The 25,508-nt window shown below is 68.7% G+C and carries 24 protein-coding genes and 3 tRNA genes; 19 read left to right on the top strand and 8 right to left on the bottom strand.

The annotated features are described in order from the left end of the window. Window positions 1–122 precede the first annotated feature (122 nt). Window positions 123–2,234: a sensor domain-containing diguanylate cyclase gene (locus ACTCB7_RS01685; RefSeq protein ID WP_463005326.1), complete on the top strand. Its 2,112-nt coding sequence runs from the start codon at window positions 123–125 to the stop codon at window positions 2,232–2,234. Between the two features lie 18 nt (window positions 2,235–2,252). Here ACTCB7_RS01685 and norR read toward each other — a convergent pair whose 3' ends face one another. Next, window positions 2,253–3,824 carry a nitric oxide reductase transcriptional regulator NorR gene (gene norR, locus ACTCB7_RS01680; protein ID WP_463005325.1) on the bottom strand — a complete coding sequence of 524 codons (1,572 nt, stop codon included), beginning with the start codon at window positions 3,822–3,824 and terminating at the stop codon, window positions 2,253–2,255. A gap of 234 nt (window positions 3,825–4,058) precedes the next feature. Between norR and hmpA the strand changes: the two genes are divergently transcribed. The 6 genes from hmpA to mnmH all read left to right on the top strand — a co-directional run bounded on the left by hmpA (window position 4,059) and on the right by mnmH (window position 11,050). Next, window positions 4,059–5,237, top strand: a complete 1,179-nt coding sequence (hmpA, locus tag ACTCB7_RS01675; protein ID WP_463005324.1) for an NO-inducible flavohemoprotein — start codon at window positions 4,059–4,061, stop codon at window positions 5,235–5,237. A gap of 132 nt (window positions 5,238–5,369) precedes the next feature. Then, the gene (locus tag ACTCB7_RS01670; RefSeq protein ID WP_463005323.1) at window positions 5,370–6,467 is read left to right on the top strand and encodes an alkene reductase; all 1,098 of its coding nucleotides are present in this window, start codon (window positions 5,370–5,372) and stop codon (window positions 6,465–6,467) included. Between the two features lie 98 nt (window positions 6,468–6,565). Further along, the gene (locus ACTCB7_RS01665; protein WP_463005322.1) at window positions 6,566–7,039 is read left to right on the top strand and encodes a copper resistance protein NlpE N-terminal domain-containing protein; all 474 of its coding nucleotides are present in this window, start codon (window positions 6,566–6,568) and stop codon (window positions 7,037–7,039) included. Window positions 7,040–7,300: 261 nt separating this feature from the next. Then, window positions 7,301–8,683: a DNA repair protein RadA gene (gene radA / locus ACTCB7_RS01660; protein ID WP_463005321.1), complete on the top strand. Its 1,383-nt coding sequence runs from the start codon at window positions 7,301–7,303 to the stop codon at window positions 8,681–8,683. Window positions 8,684–8,918: 235 nt separating this feature from the next. After that, window positions 8,919–9,956, top strand: coding sequence for a selenide, water dikinase SelD (selD, locus tag ACTCB7_RS01655; RefSeq protein WP_463005320.1), 1,038 nt, complete (start codon window positions 8,919–8,921; stop codon window positions 9,954–9,956). Further along, window positions 9,953–11,050: a tRNA 2-selenouridine(34) synthase MnmH gene (gene mnmH / locus ACTCB7_RS01650; RefSeq protein ID WP_463005319.1), complete on the top strand. Its 1,098-nt coding sequence runs from the start codon at window positions 9,953–9,955 to the stop codon at window positions 11,048–11,050. Before selD ends, mnmH begins: the two co-directional genes overlap by 4 nt. A gap of 31 nt (window positions 11,051–11,081) precedes the next feature. Here mnmH and ACTCB7_RS01645 read toward each other — a convergent pair whose 3' ends face one another. Next, window positions 11,082–11,765 (bottom strand): type 1 glutamine amidotransferase, encoded by a 684-nt coding sequence (locus tag ACTCB7_RS01645; protein ID WP_163648125.1) that lies wholly within the window; start codon window positions 11,763–11,765, stop codon window positions 11,082–11,084. A 135-nt stretch (window positions 11,766–11,900) separates the two neighbouring features. Here ACTCB7_RS01645 and ACTCB7_RS01640 point away from each other — a divergent pair, with 135 nt between their 5' ends. The 3 genes from ACTCB7_RS01640 to ACTCB7_RS01630 are packed head-to-tail and all read left to right on the top strand — an operon-like array spanning window position 11,901 to window position 13,633. Next, a complete protein-coding gene (locus ACTCB7_RS01640; protein ID WP_163648126.1) occupies window positions 11,901–12,197 on the top strand; it encodes an MGMT family protein in 297 nt (98 codons plus the stop codon). A gap of 26 nt (window positions 12,198–12,223) precedes the next feature. Next, a complete protein-coding gene (locus tag ACTCB7_RS01635; protein ID WP_463005318.1) occupies window positions 12,224–12,823 on the top strand; it encodes a YjaG family protein in 600 nt (199 codons plus the stop codon). A 27-nt stretch (window positions 12,824–12,850) separates the two neighbouring features. Further along, window positions 12,851–13,633 carry a CHAD domain-containing protein gene (locus ACTCB7_RS01630; protein WP_463005317.1) on the top strand — a complete coding sequence of 261 codons (783 nt, stop codon included), beginning with the start codon at window positions 12,851–12,853 and terminating at the stop codon, window positions 13,631–13,633. Between the two features lie 26 nt (window positions 13,634–13,659). Here the strand turns inward: ACTCB7_RS01630 and hisF are convergent, their stop codons facing one another. From hisF to hisB, 4 genes are all read right to left on the bottom strand, one after another. After that, complete coding sequence (hisF, locus tag ACTCB7_RS01625) at window positions 13,660–14,433, bottom strand: imidazole glycerol phosphate synthase subunit HisF (protein ID WP_463005316.1); 774 nt, start codon at window positions 14,431–14,433, stop codon at window positions 13,660–13,662. 5 nt (window positions 14,434–14,438) lie between these two features. Further along, window positions 14,439–15,188, bottom strand: coding sequence for a 1-(5-phosphoribosyl)-5-[(5-phosphoribosylamino)methylideneamino]imidazole-4-carboxamide isomerase (gene hisA, locus ACTCB7_RS01620; protein WP_463005315.1), 750 nt, complete (start codon window positions 15,186–15,188; stop codon window positions 14,439–14,441). A gap of 71 nt (window positions 15,189–15,259) precedes the next feature. Beyond that, complete coding sequence (gene hisH, locus ACTCB7_RS01615; RefSeq protein WP_463005314.1) at window positions 15,260–15,901, bottom strand: imidazole glycerol phosphate synthase subunit HisH; 642 nt, start codon at window positions 15,899–15,901, stop codon at window positions 15,260–15,262. A 22-nt stretch (window positions 15,902–15,923) separates the two neighbouring features. Beyond that, window positions 15,924–16,517 (bottom strand): imidazoleglycerol-phosphate dehydratase HisB, encoded by a 594-nt coding sequence (gene hisB, locus ACTCB7_RS01610; protein WP_463005313.1) that lies wholly within the window; start codon window positions 16,515–16,517, stop codon window positions 15,924–15,926. Window positions 16,518–16,706: 189 nt separating this feature from the next. On the opposite strand from hisB, the gene ACTCB7_RS01605 reads away from it, so the two are divergent. From ACTCB7_RS01605 to ACTCB7_RS01575, 7 genes are all read left to right on the top strand, one after another. Further along, entirely contained in the window at window positions 16,707–17,153 is a 447-nt protein-coding gene (locus tag ACTCB7_RS01605; protein ID WP_463005312.1) for an acetyl-CoA sensor PanZ family protein, read from the top strand. Further along, window positions 17,150–19,471 carry an AsmA family protein gene (locus ACTCB7_RS01600; RefSeq protein WP_463005311.1) on the top strand — a complete coding sequence of 774 codons (2,322 nt, stop codon included), beginning with the start codon at window positions 17,150–17,152 and terminating at the stop codon, window positions 19,469–19,471. Before ACTCB7_RS01605 ends, ACTCB7_RS01600 begins: the two co-directional genes overlap by 4 nt. A 61-nt stretch (window positions 19,472–19,532) precedes the next feature. Beyond that, the gene (gene mutY, locus ACTCB7_RS01595; RefSeq protein WP_463005310.1) at window positions 19,533–20,630 is read left to right on the top strand and encodes an A/G-specific adenine glycosylase; all 1,098 of its coding nucleotides are present in this window, start codon (window positions 19,533–19,535) and stop codon (window positions 20,628–20,630) included. Continuing rightward, entirely contained in the window at window positions 20,630–20,902 is a 273-nt protein-coding gene (locus tag ACTCB7_RS01590; protein WP_224415900.1) for an oxidative damage protection protein, read from the top strand. Before mutY ends, ACTCB7_RS01590 begins: the two co-directional genes overlap by 1 nt. A gap of 86 nt (window positions 20,903–20,988) precedes the next feature. Beyond that, a tRNA-Phe gene (locus tag ACTCB7_RS01585) sits at window positions 20,989–21,064 on the top strand. 6 nt (window positions 21,065–21,070) lie between these two features. After that, a tRNA-Gln gene (locus tag ACTCB7_RS01580) sits at window positions 21,071–21,145 on the top strand. A 17-nt stretch (window positions 21,146–21,162) separates the two neighbouring features. Next, window positions 21,163–21,238: transfer RNA gene (locus tag ACTCB7_RS01575), tRNA-Thr, on the top strand. Between the two features lie 222 nt (window positions 21,239–21,460). On the opposite strand, the gene ACTCB7_RS01570 is transcribed toward ACTCB7_RS01575, so the two are convergent. Further along, the gene (locus ACTCB7_RS01570) at window positions 21,461–22,216 is read right to left on the bottom strand and encodes a Crp/Fnr family transcriptional regulator (protein ID WP_463005309.1); all 756 of its coding nucleotides are present in this window, start codon (window positions 22,214–22,216) and stop codon (window positions 21,461–21,463) included. Between the two features lie 183 nt (window positions 22,217–22,399). Beyond that, entirely contained in the window at window positions 22,400–23,146 is a 747-nt protein-coding gene (locus tag ACTCB7_RS01565) for a Crp/Fnr family transcriptional regulator (protein WP_463005308.1), read from the bottom strand. A gap of 200 nt (window positions 23,147–23,346) precedes the next feature. Between ACTCB7_RS01565 and ACTCB7_RS01560 the strand changes: the two genes are divergently transcribed. Continuing rightward, complete coding sequence (locus tag ACTCB7_RS01560) at window positions 23,347–24,762, top strand: amidase (RefSeq protein WP_463005307.1); 1,416 nt, start codon at window positions 23,347–23,349, stop codon at window positions 24,760–24,762. Window positions 24,763–24,881: 119 nt separating this feature from the next. Next, on the top strand, window positions 24,882–25,283 hold the full coding sequence (locus ACTCB7_RS01555; RefSeq protein WP_463005306.1) for an ectoine synthase: 402 nt from the start codon (window positions 24,882–24,884) through the stop codon (window positions 25,281–25,283). Window positions 25,284–25,508 lie beyond the last annotated feature (225 nt).

Genomic DNA, 25,508 nt, shown 5'->3' with positions numbered 1-25,508 from the left:
AGGCTATGCGCATTCTTCGCGGCGCCCCTCCCGGGCGCGAAATGCCGTCATCTCGGGCCGCCCTCCTGCCGAATGATGGCCTTGACCGGTCCGGTGCTCGTTCGCAGCCCGGACATGGAGGCATGGCCCTGATGCAACCGATGATCACCTCCCTTCCCGAGCCGATGTCCACCGACGCCGACGCGGGCCTGACGATTCAGCCCTACGGCGCCCTGCTGGTGGCCGATGCCGAGGCGCGGCGGGTTCTGCAGGCCAGCCGTAATCTCTCCGTGCTGCTGGGCATGGTGCCCGACGACGCGATGGACCGGCCGCTGGAGCAGGTGATCGGCGCCCGCCTGACCCACCGCCTGCGCCTCGAGCTGCAGGGCGAGACCCGGCTCACGGCCCCGCTGACCTTCAGCCGCTGGGTTGGCGGTCGCAACCAGCGCCTGCAGCTGATGGCGCACCGCTACGGCGAGCGGGTGATGCTGGAGCTGGAACCGCTGACGGGCAGCGGCCGGCGTCGGCTGCTGGGCGGAGTCAACCAGTGGCTGACCCGGGTCGCCGGCGCCAATCATCCCGACGCCCTGCTCGAGGTGCTGGTGGCCGGCGTGCGCGACATGACCGGCTATCCGCGGGTGGTAGTCTACGGTTTCGATGGCCTGGGGCACGTCGCCGCGGTGGCCGAGTCGCGCCATGCTGAATACCCGGCCCTGCTGGGACAACGCTTCGCGGCCGACGCCCTGCCGCCGCACCTGCAGGGCTGCGATGGCGATTTCCCGGTCTACTATCTGCCCGACGCGGCCGCGCCTGCGGTATCGCTGACGCCGCAGCGCGACCCCCTGCAGGGCGGTCGCCTCGAGCCCCAGGCCAGCCCGCTGCGGGCCCCCTCGACCGCCTTGCGGCGCTTTCTCGATGCCATCGATGTCACCTCGCTGCTGACGGTGAGCATGCCCGGTGATGCCGGTGTCTGGGGCATGCTGGTGTGCCACAGCGATACCGCCGTGTCGCTGAGCCCGACGCGGCGTGACGCCACCCATACGCTGGTGCAGATGGCCACCCAGCGCCTGTTCCTGCTCAAGGCGCGGGTCGAGGCGGGCTTCCTGCAACGGGTGCGCGACAGCCGTGACCTGCTTTCCGAACAGCGCGGACAGCCGCAGTCGCCCCATGCTCTGCTGGAGGCCCACGGCCGCGAATGGCTGGGGCTGTTCCGTGCCGCCGGGGCGGTGCTGATTCACGGCCGCGAACTGGCCACCCTCGGCACGGTGCCGTCGGCGGCGCTGATCGACACCCTCGCCGAGCGGCTGGCCGGCGAGCATCAGCATGTCGGCCCCTGGCACACCCACAGCCTGGCCGATCATCCCATGACCGCGGGTCTGCCGCTGGCCCCGGCCTGCGGCCTGCTGGCGATTCCCCTGCCCACCGAGAGCGGGCGCGACTGGCTGATGCTGTTCCGCGCCGCCCAGGACGACAGCCACAGCTGGTCGGGCATGCCGGGCAGCGCCCGGCCCGCCGCCAGCCCCTCGGCCTACCCGGCGATGCGTGCCGCGCTGGCCGCCTGGCAGCGCGCGGTGCGGGACAGCAGCGATGTCTGGAAGCGCATCGAACGGCTGGCCGCCATGGACCTGGCCGAGGTGCTGGCGATCGTCGCCTCGGCCCACGAGATCGCTGGCCTCAACCGTGAGCTGCGCCAGGAGAAGGCCGCGCTGGCCGAGGCCAACCGGCGGCTCGAGCGGCTGGCGCTGCGCGACCCGCTGACCGGCGCCTACAACCGCTACCGCATCGAGCAGACCATCGACGCCGAGCTGAGTGCCGCACAGCGCTATGCCCGTGATTGCGCGCTGCTGCTGTTCGATGTCGACCACTTCAAGCAGGTCAACGATGTCCACGGGCACGAGGCGGGCGACCGGGTGTTGATCGCGCTCACCGAGGCCGTCAGCGGCGCCCTGCGCGGCTGCGACTACCTGGGGCGCTGGGGGGGCGAGGAGTTCGTGATCGTGGCCTCGAGCACCTCGCTGAGCGAGGCCTGCCGGCTGGCGGAACGCCTGCGGGCGCTGATCGCCGGGCTCGAGATCGACGGCTACCCGGAGCACGTGACCGTCAGCCTGGGGGTGGCGGCGTGGCGTCCGGGGGATGACCGCAAGTCGCTGGTCGCCCGTGCCGACCGGGCCATGTACCGGGCCAAGCGCCAGGGGCGCAATCGCGTGGTGAGCCAGGCCGATCGCGTCAACGAGGCGGCACGCCCGGGGGCCTGACCCCGGGGGAGAGAAGGGTTACTTGAGCCCCAGGCGCCGGGCGAGGCGGTGCAGGTTGCCGCCGTCCACACCCAGTGCGCGGGCAGTGGCCGACCAGTTGCCGTCGTGGGCGTCGAGGGCCGCGGCGATGTAGCGCCGCTGGAAGCGCTCGGTGGCCGGGCGCAGTGGCTCGTCGGGCCTGTCGGTCGTGCCGGCCGGCCCCCGCTCGGCGGCTGTTGGCGCGGCCGGTGCCGGTGCGGCCGTGTCGGGCAGGTCGAGGTGCTCGCGGGTGATGCGCACCACGGCCTGACGCCGGGTATCGGGGTCCCGTCCGCCGGCCTCGCCCAGGCTGTCGCCCAGCGCCCGCAGCGCGGCACGTCCCAGGGTGTGTTCCAGCTCACGGACGTTGCCGGGCCAGTGCCAGGCCGCCAGTGCCGCCTCGGCGTCGGCCGACAGGCGCAGGTTGCCGATGCCCAGGCGCACCCGGTTGTCGGCGAGGAAGTGACCGGCCAGCAGCGGCAGATCCTCGCGGCGCTCGCGCAGCGGCGGCACCTGGAGGGGGAAGGCGCTGAGCCGGTGGTAGAGGTCCTCGCGAAAGCGCCCGGCGGCGGCCTCCGCGGCCAGGTCGCGGTTGGTCACGGCAATCACCCGCACATCCACGCGCTGCACGCGCTCGCTGCCCAGCGGCTGGATCTCGCCCTCCTGCAGGGCGCGCAGCAACTTGGGCTGCAGGGCCAGCGGCAGTTCCCCGATCTCGTCGAGCATCAGCGTGCCGCCGTCGGCCATGGCGAAGTGGCCGCGATGGTCCTGAATCGCCCCGGAAAAGGCGCCGCGCCGGTGACCGAACAGCTCGCTCTCGATCAGCGACTCCGGCAGGCTGGCACAGTTGACCTGGACCAGCGGGCCCTGGTGGCGGTTCGAGCGGGCGTGCAGGGCGCGTACCACGCGCTCCTTGCCGACCCCCGTCTCGCCCTGCAGCAGCACGCACATGTCGGTGGGCGCCACCAGATCGATAGTCTCGTCGAGGCGTCGCATGGCCGGGCTGTTCCAGTGCATGGCCGGCTGCGGCTGACGCTCCTGGTCGAGGGCCTCGCTGAGCCGCGAGCGGGTCTGATTGAGCTGGCTGGCCAGGCGCAGGCAGGTAGCCAGCAGATGCGCCTTGGCCAGCAGCTCCTCGTCGTCGAGCGTCTCGAGCCGTCCGGCCTCGAGGGCATCCAGCGTCAGCACCCCGAGCAACCGCTCGCCGTCGCGCAGCGCCACACCCAGGCAGTCGTGCACCGTGCTCAGCGCCTCGTCGAGCAGGCCGTCGAAGGGGTCGGGCAGGGGGCTGTCGGGCGGGAAGCGGCACACCGCGTCGTGGCTGGCGATGGCGGCCAGGCGCGGATGGTCGGCGAGGGCGAAGTGGCGGCCGCGCACGTCGGCGGGCAGGCCCAGCACCGCCACCGGCTGCAGTCCCGTATCGGTGGCGACCATCAGGGTGCTGGCATCGGCCGGGTAGTCGCCCACCAGGGTGCCGAGCAGATCCGACCAGCCGTCGGGCAGAGTCTCGGGCGGGGCGCCGTCGGCCAGCCGGGTCAGCAGCGCCCGCAGTGCCTGATAGAAGCGTGTCATTCTGACACTCCTTGCGGTGTTTCTGTCGGAATGACAACAAAAAGGCTGTCATTTGTACAGCAACGAGCCTGGCATGTGGCCCGCGCCGCCGGGTGCCCGGCCCCTCGCGCCGTTCCAGCGCCGTTGGCACGCGGCCTGCAAGGCAGGCTGCGGCAGGCTGTCGCGGGGCCTGGGGGATGGCACGTGCCTTGCGAAGGGTAGGGCGTCATCATCCTCAGTTCAGGAGTTTCACGCATGCTGACCCCGCAACAGGAAGAGCTGGTCGCCGCCACCGCCCCCGTCGTCGCCGCCAATCTCGAGGCGATCACCTCGCGCTTCTACCCGCTGATGTTCGAGCGCTACCCGGAAGTCAAGGCGCTGTTCAACGCCGCCCACCAGGCCAGCGGTGGCCAGCCGCGCGCCCTGGCCGGCTCGGTGCTGCGCTACGTGCAGCTGCGTGGCGATCGCGAGCAGGCCAAGGCGTCACTGTCGCTGGTGGTCGGCAAGCACATCTCGCTGGGCATCCGCCCCGACCAGTACCCGATCGTCGGCGAGTGCCTGATGGCGGCGATCGGCGAGGTGCTGGGTGATGCCGTCACGCCCGAGATCGCCGCCGCCTGGCAGGGCGTCTACGAGGAGCTGGCCGGCCTGCTGATCGAGCTGGAGGCGGAAGCCTATCAGGAATTCGCCTCGCGCCCCGGCGGCTGGCAGGGGGCCCGCGCCTTCCGCGTCGCCGAGACCCGTGACGAGAGCGCCGAGATCCGCTCCTTCGTTCTGGCGCCCGAGGACGGCGGCCAGGTGGCCGACTTCCGTCCGGGGCAGTTCATCGGCGTCAAGCTGACCATCGACGGTGAGCCGGTGTACCGCCACTACAGCCTGTCCGCGCCGCCCAACGGCAAGACCTACCGGCTGTCGATCAAGCGCGAGCCGGGCGGCCGGGTCAGCCAGCACTTCCATGAAGCGATGAGCGAGGGTGCGCGGCTCGAGCTGCTGCCGCCGTCGGGCGACCTGACGCTGGAGGCAGGGGCCGAACCGGTGATGCTGATCAGCGGCGGCGTGGGCCAGACACCGATGCTGTCGCTGGCCGACGAGGCGCTGGCACAGGGTCGCCAGGTCACCTATCTGCATGCCGCCCGCGACGGCAGCGTGCACGCCTTTGCCGATGAAGTGGCCGCCCTCGAGGCGCGCTATCCGCAGCAGTTCAAGGCCGTCACCCTCTACGAGGCGCCGCGCGAGAGCGATGCCCCGGATCACGCCGGTTTCGTCGACCGCGCGCTGCTGGCCCGCTACCTGCCGGGGCAGCAGACCCTGTGCTACATCGTCGGTCCGCAGGGCTTCATGAGCCACGTCAACGCCGAACTGGCCGCGCTGGACGTGCCCGAGGCGAAGCGTCGCTTCGAGACCTTCGGCCCGACCCAGCCGTTGGCGGCGTAAGGCGCCGGCCGGCCTCATGGTGCCACCCGATCACGGGATAGGAAAAAACTATGATGGCCGGCCATTGATTAGGGCTCTAACGAGCGCCATGTTCCCTCCACCACTCATGACGAGACTGGCCAAGGAGAGACCATGGCGCACGAGACACTGCTTTCCCCCCTGGACATCGGCCGCCTGACCCTGCCCAACCGGGTGATCATGGCGCCGCTGACCCGTGCCCGCACCCCGGACAGCGTGCCCGGCGACCTGCAGGCCGAGTACTATGCCCAGCGCGCCGGCGCCGGGCTGATCATCAGTGAAGCCACCAACATCTCGCCCACCGCGCGGGGCTACGTCTATACCCCGGGGATCTATACCGATGCCCAGGAGGCCGGCTGGCGCAAGGTGGTCAAGGCCGTGCACGATGCCGGCGGCCGCATGGCGCTGCAGCTCTGGCACGTGGGCCGAGTCTCCCACGAGATTGTCCAGCCCGAAGGGCGTCAGCCGGTGGCGCCGAGCGCCCTGCGCGGCGAAGGGGCCGAATGCTTCGCCGAATTCCCCGACGGCAGCGCCGGACGCTACCCGGTGAGCACTCCGCGGGCGCTGGAACTCGACGAGATTCCGGCGCTCATCGACGACTACCGTCAGGCGGCCAGACGCGCCAAGCGCGCCGGCTTCGACATGGTCGAGGTGCATGCCGCCAACGCCTACCTGCTGCAGCAGTTCCTGGCCACCGGCGCCAACCGGCGCACCGACCGTTACGGCGGCAGCGTGGTCAATCGCGCGCGGCTGGTGCTCGAGGTGGTCGACGCGGTCAGCGAGGTGATGGGCGCCGACCGGGTGGGCATCCGCCTGTCGCCGTTCATCGAGATCTTCGGCCTGTCCGACGATGAGCCGGAAGCGATGATGCACTACCTGGCCGAGCAGCTCTCGCGGCGCGGCATCGCCTATCTGCACATCAACGAGCCGGACTGGACCGGCGAAGGCCCGCAGCTGACCGACGCCTTCCGGCGCGACCTGCGCGAGCGCTTCCACGGCGTGCTGATCTACTGCGGTCATTACACCGCCGAGCGGGCCGAGGTGCTGATCGGCGACGGTCTGGGGGACGCCGCGGCCTTTGGTCGGCCCTACATCGCCAACCCGGATCTCGTCGAGCGCTTCCGCCGTGAGGCACCGCTCAACGAGCCGGACCCGGCAACCTTCTACGGCGGCGGCGCCGAAGGTTATACCGATTACCCGACGCTCGATTGACCCGGCGGCCACGGGGCTGTCCAGCCGCGTGGCTTGCCGCTATCCTGTGGGCAGGATGTCGCCACGGCGGCTCACGCTCACAGGTTAGGAGGACTCACATGCAGATCAGGACGTTGCTGGCCGGTTCCGCGATGCTGGCGCTGCTGGCAGGGTGTGCCACCGGTACCCAGCAGGGCACGGCGCCGGGCGCGCCGGCCACAGCCGAACAGGCGGCCGTCTACGAGGGGACGCTGCCGTGCCGCAACTGCGCGGGCATCGACATCACGGTCGCGCTCAAGGGTGACGAGCAGGCCAGCGATGCCGATCGCACCTTCCAGCTGGATGCCAGCTATCGCGAGCACCCGCAGAATCCGCCCACCGAGCACTACGAAGGGCAGTGGGACGTGCTCAGCGGCACCGACAGCGACCCCGAGGCCACCGTCTACGAGCTGACGCCGGACGGCGAGGGGCAGGTCTACTACTTCCTCAAGCTCAACCCCGACACCCTGGAGTTGATCGACCCGCAGAAGCGCCGCTTCCAGAACGGCGAGGCGCTGCGGTTGACGCGCCAGGGCAGCCAGACCGGCCAGTAACACCCTTTTCCCAGTTTCCTTCGGAGATGGGCGCCGGGGGCAAGGCGGAACGAGGGTCCTTTGCCATGGATGGCAAAGGTAGCGCCCAAGGATGGGTTTACAGCGCCCTCGCGAAGCCTTGCAGCCGGGAAAGCCCACTCCCGCCTGATGAATTGTGAAAAGAGTTTCAGACCCGGTTGGTAGCGCATGACGGGGCGGCCTGCGGGCCGCCCCTGTCGTTGCGTGCCCGTTTCCCGCCCATTCCGCTGATCAAGAGTCGTCATGGCCAGAGCGAAGAGTGCCTTCGTGTGCACCGAGTGCGGTGCCGAATACACCAAGTGGCAGGGGCAGTGCTCGAGCTGCCGCGAGTGGAACACGCTCAGCGAGGTGCGCCTGGCGCCCGCGCGCCCGGGCGCGACGGCGAGTACCGCCGGGGCGACCGGCCGTGGCGGCTATGCCGGGGCGCTGTCCCGCGAGGTGGTCGACCTGGGCAGCGTCGATCTCAGCGAGGTGCCGCGCTTCTCGTCCACCTTCGGCGAGTTCGACCGGGTTCTGGGCGGCGGACTGGTGCCCGGCTCGGCGGTGCTGCTGGGCGGTCACCCCGGCGCCGGCAAGTCGACCCTGCTGCTGCAGACCGCCTGCAAGTTGGCCCAGCAGCGCAGCGTACTCTACGTCACCGGCGAGGAGTCGCTGTCGCAGGTGGCGATGCGCGCCCACCGTCTTCAGCTGCCCACCCAGGGGCTGAAGATGCTCGCCGAGACCAGCATCGAGACGATTCTCGGCGTCGCCGAGCGCGAACGGCCCGACGTGCTGATCATCGACTCGATCCAGACCATGCACCTCGAGGACATTTCCTCGGCGCCGGGCGGCGTGGCCCAGGTGCGCGAGTCGGCGGCGGCGCTGACGCGCTTCGCCAAGGGCTCGAGCACCGTGCTGCTGCTGGTGGGCCATGTCACCAAGGACGGCTCGCTGGCCGGCCCCAAGGTGCTCGAGCACATGATCGACGCCTCGCTGCTGCTCGAGGGCGGCAGCGACTCGCGCTTTCGCACCCTGCGCGGCCAGAAGAACCGCTTCGGCGCGGTCAATGAGCTGGGTGTGTTCGCGATGCTCGAGCAGGGCCTCAAGGAGGTCAAGAATCCCAGCGCGATCTTCCTCTCGCGGGGCGAGGAGCAGGCCGCCGGCAGCCTGGTGATGGTGGTCTGGGAGGGCACCCGGCCGATCCTGGTCGAGGTGCAGGCGCTGCTCGACGAGTCGGCGCTGGGCAATCCGCGCCGTGTCGCGGTGGGGCTCGATCCCAACCGGCTGGCCATGCTGCTGGCCGTGCTGCACCGCCACGGCGGGCTGTTCACCGGCGATCAGGACGTCTTCCTCAACGTGGTCGGCGGGGTCAAGGTGCTCGAGACCAGCGCCGACCTGGCGGTGCTGCTGGCGGTGGTGTCGAGCCTGCAGAACCGCCCGCTGCCGCGCGAGCTGGTGGTATTCGGCGAGGTCGGGCTGTCCGGCGAGATTCGCCCGGTGCCCAGCGGCCAGGAGCGCATCGTCGAGGCCGCCAAGCACGGCTTCACCCGGGCCATCGTGCCCCGCGGCAACGCCCCGCGGCAGTCGCCCGAGGGGATGGAGGTGATCGCCGTGGACAAGCTGGCCGATGCCCTGGAAGCCCTGTAGCCATCAGAGTAATCACCGTTGGCTATGTCGAGGGCGCCGGGGGCAGGTCGTAGAGGGGGTTTTTGGCCATGGATGGCCAAAGTAGCGCCCATGGAAGGGTTCATAGCGCCCCTCGTAGACCGGCCGCCGGTCAGCCCGAGCGATGCTGCAGCTATCTGTGATAGCCCTGCTATAGCCATCCCGCCGCCGACGCGCTTGACGTAGAATTGTCACAGGTTCGAACGAGGAGAACAGCATGAGCGCCATTCGCCTGACCCAGTACAGCCACGGAGCCGGCTGCGGCTGCAAGATCGCCCCCGACGTGCTCGACGGCATCCTTGCCAAGGCGGGCCCGGGAGCCAGCAACGCCCGGCTGATCGTCGGCAATCAGGGTCGCGAGGACGCGGCGGTGTACGATCTGGGCGACGGCCGCGGGCTGATCGCCACCACCGATTTCTTCATGCCGATCGTCGATGATCCCTTCGACTTCGGCCGCATCGCCGCCACCAACGCCATCAGCGACGTCTACGCCATGGGTGGGCGCCCGGTGATGGCGCTGGGTATCCTCGGCTGGCCGCTCGACAAGCTCGGCGCCGACGTCGCCGGCGACGTGGTGGCCGGCGCTCAGGCGGTATGTCGCGAGCTGGGGCTGGCGCTGGCCGGCGGGCATTCGATCGACGCGCCGGAGCCGATCTTCGGGCTGTCGGTCAACGGCCTGGTCGACCTCGAGCATCTCAAGCTCAACAAGGGTGCCCGGCCGGGGGACCTGCTGTATCTCACCAAGCCGCTGGGCGTGGGGCTTTTGACCACGGCGGAAAAGCGCGGCCTGCTCGAGCCCGGGCATCAGGGGCTGGCGCGGGAAACCATGCTCAAGGCCAACGACATGGGCGTCGATCTGGCCAAGGTGGCCGGCGTGCATGCCATGACCGACGTCACCGGCTTCGGCCTGGCCGGGCATCTCAGCGAGGTGTGCAGCGCCAGTGGCGTCAAGGCGCGCATCGACTTCCGCCGCCTGCCGCGGCTGGCCGAGGCCGAGTCGTACCGCCGCCAGGGCGCGGTGCCCGGTGGCAGCGCGCGCAACCGCCAGGCGCTGGGCACGAGCCTGCCGACGATGGACGACGCCCACTGGCAGTGGCTGTGCGACCCGCAGACCTCCGGCGGCCTGCTGCTGGCGGTGGACCCGGCCTATGCCTACGACGTGGAACGCATCGGCCGGGCCCACGGGGTCACGCTCGCGCCGTTCGGCGAGTGCCTGAAGGCCGAGGGTGAGGCACTGATCGAGGTCCGGCGATGACCCTGCCGACGGTCGAGCCCGATCTGGGCTGGCTGGCCGAGGGGCGGGTGCTGATCGACGTGCGCGCGCCGGTGGAGTTCGCCCAGGGCGCGCTGCCCGGCGCGATCAACCTGCCGCTGATGGACGACGCGGAGCGCCACCGGGTCGGCATCCACTATAAGACCCACGGTCAGGATGCGGCGATCGCGCTGGGCGAGCAACTGGTCAGCGGGCGTCTGCGCCGCGAGCGGGTGGCCGCCTGGCGGCGCGTGGTCGAGGCGCACCCGGATGCCCTGCTCTACTGCTTCCGCGGCGGGCTGCGTTCGCAGATCGCCCAGCAGTGGCTGGCCGAGGCGGGGGTCACGCGCCCGCGCATCCGCGGCGGCTGGAAGGCCATGCGCCAGGCGCTGTGCCGGCGCATCGACGCCGCCGCCGAGCAGCCGCTGCTGGTGGTCGGCGGGCTGACCGGCTGCGCCAAGACCGAACTGATCCAGCGGCTGAGCCACGGTCTCGACCTGGAGGGCTGTGCCCGCCACAAGGGCTCGGCCTTCGGCCGGCACCCGCTGCCGGCGCCGAGCCAGATCGATTTCGAGCACGCCATGGGCCTCGGGCTGCTGGCGCGGGACGGCGCCTGCGTGGTCGAGGACGAGTCGCGCCACATCGGCAATGCCAACATTCCGCTGAGCTTCTGGCGCGGGATGGAGCGGGCCCCGCGCATCCGCGTCGAGATGCCGCTGGACTGGCGGCTGGCGCGTATCCACAAGGACTACATCGAGGACCTGTGGGCGATCTATGCCACGCAGTACGGTGAATGGCTGGGCTGGGCGCTGATGCGCAAGCAGCTTTCCGGCGCCCTGCGACGCCTGCGCAAGCGTCTCGGCGGCGCCCGGCTGGCGCGGCTGGCGCGGCTGCAGGAACTGGCCTTCCGCGAGCACGAGCGCGGCAACCGCCAGGCCCACGAGGCCTGGCTGGCGCCGCTGCTGACCGAATACTACGACCCCATGTACCGCTATCAGCTGGAGAAGCACGACGATCAGCACTTCCTGCACGTCGGCGACTGGGACAGCTGCCTGGCCTTCGCCGAGGCATGGCAGGCGGCACCGACACGCCAGTAGCGGCAGCGCCGAGGCTCGGGCGGGCCTGCGCTCAGGAGGCGCCGACGAGCCAGCGACTCAGCACCCGGTCGAGCAGCGGCGCCAGCCGGTCGAAGCGCCGCGGGTCGGCGAGAATCGCCTCGCGGCTCTGCACGTAGGGGCCTTCGGCGGGCAGGGGTTCATGGTCGAGCAGGGCGGTGGCGCTGGCGGCGGTGGCTTCCAGATGACACTGCAGGGCGACAACCCGGCCGGCGTCCCAGGCGAAGCCCTGCACCGGGCTGGCCGCGGTGCCGCCCAGCGGCAGGGCGTCCTCGGGCAGGCCGAAGATGTCGCGGTGCCAGAGAAAGGCCTCGAACTGCTCGGGCAGGTCGAAGGGGCTCTCCGCAGCCAGGGTCACGGTCTGCCAGCCGGCCTCGGCGTGGGTGCCGCGGGAGATGATGGCACCGAGCCGGGCGGCGATCAGCCGCGCCCCGAGGCCGATGCCCAGAACCGGCTTGCCGCTCTTCAGCGCCCGGTCGAGCAGCTTGGTCTCCCGTTTCAGCCAGGGGTGGGCCGCGGTGTCGTCGTGGGCCTGGGGGCCGTCGAGCAGGATCAGCGCGTCGCAGTCCTCGAGGCGTGGCGGGGCCTCGTCGGCGTACAGATGGCAGGTATTGTGGCTGTGCCCCATGCCGGCGAGCCAGTCGGCGAGACGGGCGGGCCCGGCGTGGGCGGCATGCTGGAGGAAGTAGATATGCATGCGGCCATCATCGGATACGCGCTCCACCGGCGTCCAGTGAATCTCGTCGCCCGCGGGGGCGGTGGTTGGTGGTCCCCGCGTCCGGCTGGTGGTGCCATAATGGGGCCGACAGCCTGAGGAACCATGGAGTCGGACATGCCCCGCGCGGACCTGCTCGAACAGATCTACACCATCGTGGCCCAGATTCCCGAAGGCCGGGTGACCACCTATGGCCGGGTGGCGAAGATGACCGAAGGCGCCACGGCACGCATGGTCGGCAGTGCCATGCGCCACCTGCCTGATGGCCACGGCCTGCCCTGGCACCGGGTGATCAATGCCTCGCGACGCGTCACCGAGCATGGCGGCGCCGTGCGCCAGCGCGAGCGGTTGCGTGCCGAAGGCATCGTTTTCGACGCCGGCGGCCGGGTGAGCGCCGAGCTGTTCTGGCCATGATCGGCCGCGGATAACAAGGAGACCCCATGACAGCGACCCCCCGAGAGGGCTTCAAGGCCCGCCTGCGCGCCCTGAGCCGCCGCCAGCAGATCGCGTTCATGGCGGCGCTGTGCGAACGGCTGCTGCCCAATTACGGCCTGTACGCACAGATGACCGGGCAGGGTGACCCCGGGACGCTGCGCGTGGTGCTCGATCTGGCCTGGGAATCGCTGATGGTGCGCGAGGCGAAGATCGACTTCGCCCGTCAGGCGGACAAGCTGAGCGAGGCGGAGCCCCCCGAGGATGACGAGAGCTTCGGGGCGCGCCGGGCCGTGGAGGTGATGATGGCCCTGTCGACCCTGCTCGACGCGCTGCAGGGCGAGACGCCCGATGCGCCGCTGACGATCAGCGGCCTGTCGAAGAGCGGGGTGCAGGCCGTCGTCGAGATGACCGAGGAGGCCGAGGAGGACGACGCCGAGCGGGCCGCCACGCGCCTGCGCGAGCACCCGCTGATGGCCGACGAGCGCGACTTCCAGGAAGCGGTGCTGGAAGCCGCCGAGGCGCGGCTCGACCGCGAGGCGCTCAAGGCGCTGCGTCGTCTGGGGCGCAACGACGGCGTCAGCAACCTCGGCCTGAGCCTGGAGTGACGCCCACGGGGGCGCCGGGAGGCAAGCATGAAGTACCGTCAGTGGCCGCTGGTATGCATCGATGAGGCGCGCCGGCGACTGGCCACGCCGCTTGACGATGACGACGTCCACGAGCTGCGCCTGACCTGCAAGCGTCTGCGCGCCGCCCGCCAGCTGCAGCGCGCCGAGCGCCCGAAAGCGGCGATCAAGGCCCGTGAGGCCACGCCCCGGGCGATTGCCAAGCGCCTGGAAGGCCCTCGCGAGGCGCGGGTGCGCCACGCCATGCTGGGCTGGGCGCTGCCACGCCTGAGCCCTGAATTGCGCCCCGTCGTGGCCCGGCTGCGTGCCGCCCTGGTGGCGTCGCTCGACGAGACCGCCGGTGCGGATCGCCAAGTGCTCGAGGCGGAATTCGTCCGCGAGGCGGCCAACTGGCGGGCCGAGCCGCTGACAGGCAGTCAGGTCAAGGCGGGCTACCGTCGCACCCGGCGCAAGGCGCGTCGTCTGGCCGAGACGTGTGCCGCGTCACGCGATCCGGCGCGCTGCCATCGCTGGCGCAAGTGGGTGAAGTATCTGACCTATCAGCAGGAATTGCGTGAACGAGTGAAGGGCGAGCCGCCCCGAGTCGACCCGCGGCGGCTCAAGCGGCTGGCCAAGCGCCTCGGCCGTCAGCATGACCTGATCAATCTGGCGGCGTGGCTGGCCGGGTCGGAGAGCGAGGCGATGCCACTGGAGTCGGCGCAGCGCGAGGCGCTGGCGGACGAATTGCAGGGCCTTGCCGAGGCGCAGCTCGACAAGGCCCTGAAGGAGGCGTCGCGCCTCGGCTGGCAATAGGGTCGAGACGAAGGCGGCGATCGTCGTTACAGGCGCATCTCGATACCGTGTTCGTTCATGTAGCGCTTGGCATCGGGGATGGTGTATTCGCCGAAATGGAAGATGCTTGCGGCGAGAACCGCGTCCGCGGCGCCTTGGGTCACGCCTTCCACCAGGTGGTCGAGATTGCCGACCCCGCCGGAGGCGATCACCGGCACCGCCACGGCCTCGGAGATCGCGCGGGTCAGCTCCAGGTCGAAGCCGGCCTTGGTGCCGTCGCGATCCATGCTGGTCAGCAGCAGCTCGCCGGCGCCGTAGTTGACCATCTTGCGCGCCCAGTCGATGGCATCGAGCCCGGTGGGTTTGCGTCCGCCGTGGGTGAAGATCTCCCAGCGCGGCGCCTCGCCCTCGGCGCTGACACGCTTGGCGTCGATTGCCACCACGATGCACTGGCTGCCGAAGCGCTCGGTGGCCTCGCGGACAAACTCGGGATTGGTCACCGCGGCGGTGTTGATCGAGACCTTGTCCGCGCCGGCGTTGAGCATGGTGCGGATATCCTCGCAGGTGCGGATGCCCCCGCCCACGGTCAGCGGTATGAACACCTCGCCGGCGATGCGCTCGACCATCTCGACGGTGGTTGCGCGGTCCTCGTGGCTGGCGGTGATATCGAGGAAGGTGATCTCGTCGGCACCCTGCTGGTTGTAACGCTTGGCGATTTCCACCGGGTCGCCGGCGTCGCGGATGCCGACGAAGTTGACGCCCTTGACCACACGGCCGGCGTCGACGTCGAGGCAGGGGATGATGCGCTTGGCCAGACCCATGGTGATCACTCCTTGCGGGTTGTGTCGAGGCTGTCGCACAGGCGCTGGGCCGCGGCGACGTCGAGGCTGCCTTCGTAGATGGCACGGCCGGTGATGGCGCCGAGGATGCCCTGGTCGGCGACCTCGGCCAGGCCGCGGATGTCGTCGAGGTTGGTGACCCCGCCCGAGGCGATCACCGGCAGGCCGCCCTCGCGGGCCAGATCGACGGTGGCGTCGAGGTTGACGCCCTGCATCATGCCGTCGCGGGCGATGTCGGTGTAGACGATCGACGACACGCCGTCGTCGGCGAAGCGTTTGGCCAGTTCGGTGGCCTTGAGCGTCGACACCTCGGCCCAGCCGTCGGTGGCGACGAAGCCGTCGCGGGCGTCGAGGCCGACGATCACGTGGCCCTCGAACAGCCGGCACATCTCGGTGACGAAGGCCGGCTGCTTGACCGCCTGGGTGCCGATGATCACGTAGGACACGCCGGCCTCGAGGTAGTGCTCGATGGTCTGCGCACTGCGTATGCCGCCGCCGATCTGGATCGGCAGCTCGGGGTAGGCGCGGGCGATGGCGGTGACCGCCTCGCCGTTGACCGGCTTGCCCTCGAAGGCGCCGTTGAGATCGACCAGGTGCAGACGGCGGGCACCGGCCTCGACCCAGCGCGCGGCCATGGCGACCGGGTCGTCGCCGTAGGTGGTGGCGTCGTCCATTCGCCCCTGCTTGAGGCGGACGCATTGGCCGTCCTTGAGATCGATGGCGGGAATAACCAGCATGTCGTGTCCTCGTGAGCGCCCGGCTGGGCCGGAGCGCGATCTATCCAGTGTGACGGCGGTGAACGCCGGGCTCAGGGCGTCCAGTTGACGAAGTTTTCCAGCAGGCGCAGTCCTGCGTCGGCACTCTTCTCGGGGTGGAACTGCACGGCGAAGACGCTGTCGCGGCCGGTGGCTACATGGGCGGTGACATCACCGTAGCGGGTGGTGCCGAAGACGTCCTCGTCGCGCTCGGCCTCGACGTAGTAGCCATGCACGAAGTAGAAGCGGGCACCGTCGCTGATGCCTTCCCAGAGCGGGTGCGGATGATGCTGAGTGACCTGGTTCCAGCCCATGTGGGGGATCTTCAGGCGGCGGCCGTCTGCGTCGTGCATCTCCTGGCTGAAACGGCGCACGCTGCCCGGCAGGTAGCCCAGGCAGGTGACTCCGCCGTTCTCCTCGCTGTGCTCCATGAGCATCTGCTGGCCGACGCAGATGCCCAGCAGCGGCTTGCCCTCATCGTCCAGCAGTTCCTTGACCAGGCCCTGCAGTTCGGTGCGCTGCAGCTCGCCCATGCAGTCGCGGATGGCGCCCTGGCCGGGCAGCACGATGCGTGTGGCGCCACGGATCGAGCGGGCGTCGCGGGTGATCACCACGTGTTCGTGGGTGACGTGCTCCAGGGCCTTGGCCACGGAGTGGAGATTGCCCATGCCATAGTCGATGACGGCGATCGTCATGCTCGCTCCTCGCGGTTACTGATCAAAGGCTGCCCTTGGTGGACGGCATCTGCCCGGCCATGCGCGGGTCCGGTTCGACGGCCATGCGCAGGGCGCGACCGAAGGCCTTGAAGATGGTCTCGGCCTGGTGGTGCGCGTTGAACCCCTTGAGGTTATCGATATGCAGCGTCACCCGGGCGTGGTTGACGAAGCCCTGGAAGAACTCCCAGAACAGCTGGGTGTCCAGGCGACCGATGCTGGCGCGGGTGAACTCGACATCCATGGCCAGTCCGGGGCGGCCGGAGAAGTCGATCACCACCCGGGACAGGGCTTCGTCGAGCGGCACGTAGGCATGGCCGTAGCGGCGGATGCCGCGCTTGTCGCCGATCGCCTTGTCGAAGGCCTGGCCGAGCGTGATGCCGATGTCCTCGACGGTATGGTGGTCGTCGATGTGCAGATCGCCCCTGGCGACGATATCCAGGTCGACCAGCCCGTGGCGGGCGATCTGGTCGAGCATGTGGTCGAGAAACGGCACGCCGGTGTCGGCATTGAAGCGTCCCTGGCCGTCCAGGTTGACGGTGACCGTGATCTGAGTCTCGGACGTGTCTCGCGATACCGTGGCGATTCGCTCGGGCATTGGCCGCTCTCCCTTCCGGGCGCTCGCGCGCCGGGCAACAGTAAGTTGGCGGGACGCGTGGCGGAAACCGGAGTGTGGCGGCCTGCGCGTCCCGTGCCGAGCCTGTCATTATAGAGAATCGCAATGGCCATCCGCTACAATGCGGGGTCATCGACGGCGGGATTCGTGGCACCACGGGAGGGAGCAGGCATGCCGGTTACACTGGAGGAAGTCGATCACGCGCGCTGGGGCGAGGATCCCCAGGTGGGGATCGATCTGGCGCGTATCTATCAGGATGCCGAGGCCGACTGGCTGCCGCTGCCCGTCGATGCATTCATCCGCGACCATCTCGAGTCGGGCGGCGTCTTTCATGCCGCCCTGTTCAACGACCGCCTGCTGGGCGCGGTCAGTGTGCGCAAGTCGCCCGATGCCTGGTGGCTGTCGCACTTCTGCGTGCGCCGGCCTACACGCCGCCGTGGTGTCGGTTCACGGTTGATGACGCTGGTCGCCGCGGCGGCGGGGGAGACGCCGCTGCGCATAGAGACCCGCCACCTGCCGCTGGAAAGCCAGCTGCTGCTGGTCCGCATGGGCTATCGGCTCGAGGAGGGCGGCGGCTTTTTCGAACTCAAGACACCCCCTGCAGGAGGAAGCCAATGAAGAGGCTGGTGCGGATTCTGCTCGCGGCCGTCGGCGTGCTGGGGCTGGTGGTCGTGGCAGCGGTCGTCTACGTCACCACGTTCTTCGATCCCAACGAGCTCAAGCCGCGCCTTGTCGAGGCCGTGCACGAGCAGACCGGGCTGGATCTGGCGCTGGACGGGCCGCTCAACTGGTCCTTCTATCCGCGCATCGGCGTCAGCGTCGAGGATGCCCGCGCCTGGCTGCCCGACCAGCAGCGCGACGACGAGGCCTTCGCGGCGATCGACCGCGGCGAGGTCAGCCTGGCCTTCGCGCCGTTGCTGTCGGGCGAGATCGCCATCGACGGCCTGACCCTGAACGGCCTGCGGCTGTCGCTGGAACGTGATGCGCAGGGGCACGGCAACTGGGAGCAGCTGCTCGAGCGCTTCGGCGATGCCGAGGGCCAGCCGCGCAAAGCGCTGGCGCCGGCCTCGTCGGGCCCGGCCATGCAGGGAGCGGGCGCCCCCAGCGTGGCGCTGGATATCGCCAGCATCGCGGTGCGTGACGGCCAGGTCCACTATCTGGATCGGCGCAGTGGTCTGGATGTCACGGTTCGGGACTTTGCGCTGGATGCCAGCGATGTCAATCCCGCCAGTGCCTTCCCGCTGCAAGCCAATTTCGTCATCGACGGCACCCAGCCGGCGGTGCGCAGTCAGGTGAAGCTCAAGAGCAAGGCCCGGCTGGGGCTTCAGCACGGGCGCTATGTCCTCGAGGGGCTGGCGTTGCAGACCACCACCGATCTGCCGGCCTATCCGGATCGCCAGCAGACGCTCGACCTGGATGCCGACTCGCTGATTGCCGACACCCGCCAGGGGCGTTACCGGCTCGACGGCGCCGAGGTGGACGCGAGTCTTGCGCATCCGGCGCTAGGGGAGTCGCCGCTGTCGCTCAAGGCCACCTTCGCCGCCGAGGCGGATACCGACGCCGCGACCGCGCGCTTGAACGACCTGGCCGTCAGCGGGGACGACGGCCTCGAGCTGAACGGCAATCTGGCGGTCAGCCGGCTCGACACGACACCGCGCTATACCGGCAAGATCGAGCTGGCGCCGTTGTCGCTGCGCCCCTGGCTGACCCGGATGGGCCTGCCGCCGGCGACCGCGGATGACAAGGCACTGAGCAAGGTTGCGCTGAACAGCCCGATCCAGGGCGATATGCAGCAGGCCACACTGACCAGCCTGAAGCTGGTCGTTGACGACACCACCTTCACCGGCTCGCTGGGCGCCGGTCTCGACGGGCAGTCGCTGACTGCCGATCTGCAGGGGGGCGCGCTCGATCTGGACCGCTACCTGCCGCCGCCGGAGACGACGCCGGGCAAGCAGGCGGATACCGCGGCGTTGCTGAATGCGCTGGGTGTGGCGCCGGCCTATGCGGCCACCGAAGCCGCCCAGGGCGCCGACCTGGTGCCGGTGGACACGCTGCGCACGCTGGCAGTGGACGGCAAGCTGTCCCTGGATTCGCTGGTAGTCAAGGGCATGACCCTCGAGCAGTCCTCGCTGGCGCTGCATGGGCGTGACGGGCAGTTCACGCTGCAGCGTCTCGATGCCCGCCTCTACGACGGCACGCTGCATGCCGAGGCCGGCCTCGATGTGCGCCGGACACCGATTCACTGGCGCTTCAGCGACGCGCTCGACGGCGTGCAGCTGGTGCCGCTGGTCGAGGACTACAGCGGCAAGCCCTCGCCGCTGCGGGGCCGGCTCAATGTGTCCGGCAGCTTCACCTCGCGGACCAACCAAGCCGACACGCTGCTGCGCAACCTGAACGGCAAGGCCGACTTCCGCGTCGTCGACGGGGCGGTGTTCAACGTCAACGTCTCGAAGGAGCTGTGTACCGCCGTGGCGGCCCTGGAGGGGGAGGCCACCCAGCGTGACTGGAGCCCGGACACCCGCTTCGACCAGCTCAAGGGCAGTGCCCGGGTCGTCGACGGTGTCGCCCACAACGATGACCTGCTGATCACGCTGCCCGGCATCGAGATGACCGGCAAGGGCCAGGTCAACCTGCCCACCCAGCGCTTCGACTACGATGCCCGGGCGCGCTTCGTCGATACCGCGGATGCCGCCTGCAAGGTCAATCCGCGCCTCGAGAAAGTGCCGCTGCCGGTGCACTGTGAAGGTGACCTGTCCGGCGAGCCGGGCCAGTGGTGCGCGTTCGACCGCAAGGCCTTCCAGAAGTCGCTGACCCGCCTTGCCAGGGACGAAGCCAAGAAAAAGGCCGTCGACAAGCTGAACGAGAAACTCGATGAAAAACTCGGTGGCAAGTCCTCCGAGGAACTTCGCAACGCGATCCGTGGTCTCTTGAAGTGATGATCATGCAAGCCAGTCCTGCGCCGACCTTCGCGTCGGCGCTTTTTTATGGAGGGCCGTCGTGACGTCGCCCCGTCCCGCCGAACTGACGCCCGAAACGTTCCAGCAGCGCCTGCTCGCCTGGTTCGACCGCCACGGGCGCAAGAGCCTGCCCTGGCAGCAGGACAAGACGCCCTACCGGGTCTGGGTGTCGGAGATCATGCTCCAGCAGACCCAGGTCGCCACGGTGCTTCCCTACTACGAGCGCTTCATGGCGCGCTTTCCGGATGTCGAGGCGCTGGCGCGCGCCGAGGTCGACGCGGTGCTGCACCTGTGGACCGGGCTAGGCTACTACGCCCGGGCCCGCAACCTGCATCGTGCCGCGCAATGTGTCGTCGACGAGCACGGCGGCGAATTCCCGGTGCACAGCCTCGAGGCCATGGCCGCGCTGCCGGGTATCGGCCAGTCCACGGCCGGGGCGATCATCAGCATCAGTACCGGGCGCCGGGCGGTGATTCTCGACGGCAACGTCAAGCGGGTGCTGGCGCGGCTGCACGCCGTCGAGGGCTGGCCCGGCAGGACCGCGGTGAGTCGCGAGCTGTGGCGGCTCGCCGAGCGCTACACGCCCGACTCGCGGCTGGCCGACTACTCACAGGCGATGATGGACCTGGGGGCGACGGTCTGTACCCGGGGCAAGCCCAGTTGCCTGATCTGCCCCTTCGCCGACGCCTGCGCGGCCCACGCCCGTGGCGAGGAGCGCCGCTTCCCCGAACCCAAGCCGCGCAAGGCGCTGCCCGAACGTCACGCACGGATGCTGTTGCTGTGCCACCCCGACGGGCGTGTGCTGCTCGAGCAGCGTCCGCCCACCGGGCTGTGGGGTGGCCTGTGGTGTTTCCCCCAGTTCGAGGATGACGCCGCCCTCGATGCGTGGTTAGCCTGTCGGGTGCCCGAAGCGCGGCGTGGCCGCCCTTGGGCGCCGTTCACCCACACCTTCAGCCATTTCCGGCTGCATGTCGTGCCGCAGCCGGTGTGGCTGGAGCGGGAGCCGTCGGGCGTCGCCGAAGCGGGGCGGTTGTGGTACGACCTCGACGCGCCGCCCAGCGTCGGCCTGGCCGCCCCCGTGAAAGCCCTGCTGAACACGCTGGCCGACACCCTGACCCAATCCGAGGAGCGTTCGTGATGAGCAACACCGTATTCTGTCGCAAGTATCAGCAGGAGCTCGAGGCGCTGCCGTTTCCGCCGCTGCCCGGCGAGAAGGGCGCCGAGATCCAGCGCACCGTCTCCCGGCAGGCCTGGGAGGAATGGCAGGCCCTGCAGACGCGCCTGATCAACGAGAAGCACCTCAACATGCTGGACCCGGAGACCCGGGCCTATCTGATGGAGCAGATGGAGCGCTTTTTCGACAACCGTGACACCGACCAGGCCGAAGGCTACGTGCCGCCGTCCTCCTGAGCGTGCCGGAGCCCCGCGAAGATCTTTTTGAAAGAAGGGGTTGACCGAAAGCGGGCGTTACGGTTTAATACGTCCCCGTTGGCAGCGGCCAGATAGCTCAGTTGGTAGAGCAGGGGATTGAAAATCCCCGTGTCGGCGGTTCGATTCCGTCTCTGGCCACCACATTGCTGGGGTATCGCCAAGTGGTAAGGCACCGGTTTTTGGTATCGGCATGCGCAGGTTCGAATCCTGCTACCCCAGCCACGCCAACGCTCTTTGGCGCTGGCATAGCTCAGTTGGTAGAGCAACTGACTTGTAATCAGTAGGTCCCGGGTTCGACTCCTGGTGCCAGCACCATTAAAATGCTCGCAGAATCAAGCATTTACGAATTTCTAAAAACCGCCTCCCAAGGCGGTTTTTTTGTGGGTGTCAACCAGGTGTCCACAGCGAGCCCGTGACGTGACTCTCTTGCAGCAAACCCCGTCAGGCTCCCCTGCCGTGATCAAGCTGGCCAGGACGGCCTCGCTCCTTTCCCTTTTCGCCGAACTGGTTGCCATCAAGACACCGCCATGATGACTGTCAGCGCGGGATACTCTCCTCGAGCAATAATTCCGGATTGAGTCCGGCCTCGTAGGGAAAGGTCGTGAAGTCGGCGATGCGCGTCAGAGCTTCGACATCCAGCAGGTGGATGCGTCGCCGCGAGCGTTCCAGCAGGCCGCGCCGCGATAGTTCGATCAGGGTGCGGCTGACGTGCACCGAACTCATGCCCAGCAGCATGCCGATCTGCCGTTGCAGCAGGGGGAGGTAGAACTGATCGCCGGAGGCGGCGTCCACCCGTTGCAGCCGGTGCTGGATTTCCAGCATGAGATGCGCGATACGTGAGGCGGCGTCGTGGCTCAGCACGTTGATCAGCCGCTGGGTGATCAGCCGCTCCTGACGGGCGGCGGAGGCCTGCAGGGCCCAGCCGAGGCGGCGAGAGCAGCGCATCAGTTCGGAGACCCGCTCGATGGGGTAGGCGCTCACCTGACCGGTGGTGAGCATGACCGCCGTACTCGTGTGGTCATGATAGGTCAGGTCCCGCAGCCCCATGATATCGCCGGGGACGAACAGGTCGAGTATCTGCTGCGAACCGTTGGCGGAGCGGTGGTAACTGCAGGCCCAGCCACGGCATAGAGTGTAGAGGAACTCGGGTGGTGTTTGTGTCTGCCAGAGTTCCGAGCCTCGGGACATGCGCCGAGGATGGGCGTCGAGTTCGGCGAGCAGGCTGGCATCGCCGCTTGACAGCGTGACGTGCCGGTTGATGTTTCTGGCCAGGTGGCCTTCTCGTGACAGCATGGCACCACTCCTTGTGTACCTTCTGTCCATTTGGCGCCAGCTTTTGTCGGCCGGGTTGCAACCGGCCGGTGGCGGTCACTGGCGCGATGTGTGATCCGACTCCCCACCCTGACAGTGATTCGAGGCTGGAAACAAGGCCGAAAATGTTACCGGGGCGTCAGGAAAGGCAACCTGGGGCCGGGATCATTCGAACAGATGCGACAGGCAGGGATTGATGCGGTCGCTGAACTTCTCGGGGCGAAAGTCGGAGATCTGCGAGAGGGTTTCCAGGTCGTTGATCTGGAAGCTCTGGCGACGGCGGGTAATCAACCCACGCTCGGCCAGCTCGCTCATGGTGCGGCTGACGTGGACCTCGCTCATGCCCAGCAGCATGGCCAGCTGACGCTGGGTGAGGGGCAGCGTGAAGCTGTTGCCGGTGGTCTCCTCGATGCGTCGGAGCCGATAGTAGATCTCCAGGGCGAAATGCCCCAGGCGCGAGCAGGCGTCGTTGCTGAGCACGTTCACCAGGCGCTCGGTGATCACGCCCTGCTGGCGTGCCGCCGAGGCGTGAAGGCCCAGCGCGAGGCGCGGCGACTGGGTGAAGAGATCCTCGAGGCGAACCGTCGGGAAGGGGCAGATGACGCCGTCGGTCAGCATGACAGCCGTGGTGTAATGGGTCATCGAAGTGGCGTCACGAATCCCCATCACATCCCCCGGGAGGAAGATGTCGAGCACTTGCTGGGCGCCATTCTCGGAGCAGTGGAAGGCGTAGGCCCAGCCGCTGCGCAGGGTATAGAGCTGGGTGGGTGTATCCTGCGCTTCCCACAGCACCGTGCCCTTACTGACCTGCCGCGGGTCCTTCTCCAGGGCCTTGAGAAGCGCGATATCGGAGTCGTGAAGGTTCACGTGGTGGCCGAGATTCTTGGTGACACAACTCACTGACTGTTGCATGTCCACATCCTTGTGTTACTGCTCGTGTCGATGCCGGCCCGGCCGCACGGGCCTGGCGCGCGCCGATAAATGTACAAGAAGTTTGCTGCGCAAGGGAGCCCGTTAGCCCAGGATGCACGTGACCGGTTGGCCTGCTCGTCGATAGTCCGCTACGTTTGTCAGAGACAAAGGAGTGAACGCACGGATTCAGGGAGGATGATGTGAGCGACACTGACTTGGGAACCATGGATGCCGGTTCGCTGGTGCGGCTTTTCGAGTCCGGCGAGGCCTCGCCGCTGGAAGCGACCCGGGCGGCTCTCGAGCGTATCGAACGTTTCAACGATGCGGTCAATGCCTATGTCCACGTGGACCGCGAAGGGGCCGAAAAGGCGGCCCGCGCCTCGGCCCGGCGCTGGGGGCAGGGCAAGCCGTTGAGTCCGATCGACGGGGTGCCGGCCTCGCTGAAGGATCTCACCAACGTTGCCGGCATGCCCGCCCGGGAAGGGTCGTTGACCACCCCGGACACCCCCTGCGAGATGGACGCCCCGCCCGCGCGCTTCTTGCGCGAGGCCGGCGCCGTCCTGCTCGGCAAGACCAATACGCCCGAGTATGGCTGGAAGGCGGTGACCGACAACCGCCTCTTCGGGGCGACCTGCAACCCCTGGGACACACGACTGACCTCCGGGGGGTCTTCGGGCGGTGCGGCGGTAGCGGCTGCGCTCAACATGGGCGTGTTGCACCAGGGCGGTGATTCCGGGGGCTCGATCCGCATCCCTGCAGCCTTCACCGGCGTCTTCGGCTTCAAGCCGACCTTCGGCTGGACACCGCAGTGGCCGCCGGCCCAGGAGCCCTCGCTGTCGCATATCGGCCCGCTGACCCGGACGGTGCCGGATGCCGCCCGCATGCTCAATGTCATCGGCCGTTACGACTACCGCGACCCTTATGCGACCCGGGGCCAACCCGAGGACTGGGGTGTCGACATGGACTGCGATCTGCGCGGCCTGCGCATCGCCTACTCGCCGACGCTGGGCTATGCCGACGTGGATCCGCAGATCGCCGGGCGGGTCCACGAGGCTGCGAAGCGGCTCGAGGCGCTGGGTGCCGAGATCGTCGAGATCAACCCGGGGTTCGATTCGCCGATCGATATCTTCCGCAAGCTGTGGTTCACCGCCTCGCTGGAACTTTGGTCACAGTGCAACGAGCGCCAGCGCAAGGAACTCGACCCGGGGCTGGTTGCCAATGCGCGCCACGCCGAGGCCTGGAGTGCGCTCGACTTGTTCCGGGCCGAGGCCGATCGGGCGCGTCTGGCCGAGCAGCTCGAGCATTTCAACCAGAAATACCACCTGCTGATGACGCCGACGGTGCCGATCGAGCCCTTCGAGATCAATCATGAGGTGCCGCCGAGCAGCGACATGCGTGACTGGGAGGAATGGGCGCCGTTCTCCTACCCCTTCAACCTCAGCCAGCAGCCGGCCGCCTCGGTGCCGTGCGGCTTCACCGACGCCGGGTTGCCGGTGGGCTTTCAGCTGGCGGGCGGCAAGTACGACGACATCCGCGTGCTGCGCGCCTGCCATGCCTACATGGAAGCGCATCCGGCCCGCCACCCGACGGTGCCGGACCCCGCCCAGTACGGCTGAATCGCGGAATTCACCAGGTCGCCGCCGGAGCCGCAGGGCCCCGGTCGGCGCGGGCCCGGCGTAGCGCGCCGCCGGCGGCCTGTCACCACGCCGACAGTCGAAGCAAGGAGGAGCGTTCGATGATCGTTCGTGACCACAAGGATGCCGAAGCCAGTGCCGTCGATGAGGACAAGTTCATCAGCCGCCGCTACACGCTGCGTGCCGACGGCATGGGTCACTCCGTCCACGAGACTTACATCAAGCCCGGTCAGGCGCTGCACATGTGGTACAAGAACCACAAGGAGTCGGTCATCTGCATCGAGGGCGAGGGCCAGATCGAGGATCTGACCGAAGGGGGAAGCTGGGAGCTCAAGCCGGGCGTGCTCTATGCTCTCGACAAGCACCAGAAACACATCCTCAGCAGCGAGAAGGGCATGACGGTACTGTGCGTGTTCACACCGTCGCTGGTCGGCCCGGAGGATCACGATGCCGAGGGCAGTTATCCGCTGTACGACGACGACGGCTCGCTGATCAAGCACTGAAGCACCCGGATGGCATGTAAAAAATTGTACAAAACTTGTCCAATAAATCTGTGTTGTCTATATTGAAGCTGTAACGGTGGCCGGGAGGGCCGCCACGGCAAGCAAGGAAGCACGGGCCAGGGAAGGCCCGCGAAGGGCACGGAACGGCAACGTCACGACAGGAGTCACGACCGCCAGGGAAGCCCGCAAGCAACCCCATCTCCCTTGAACCCCGTACCCCCTGCG

It is taken from the genome of Modicisalibacter sp. (genome assembly GCF_055145905.1).
This window is presented reverse-complemented; position numbering and strand designations above follow the sequence as displayed.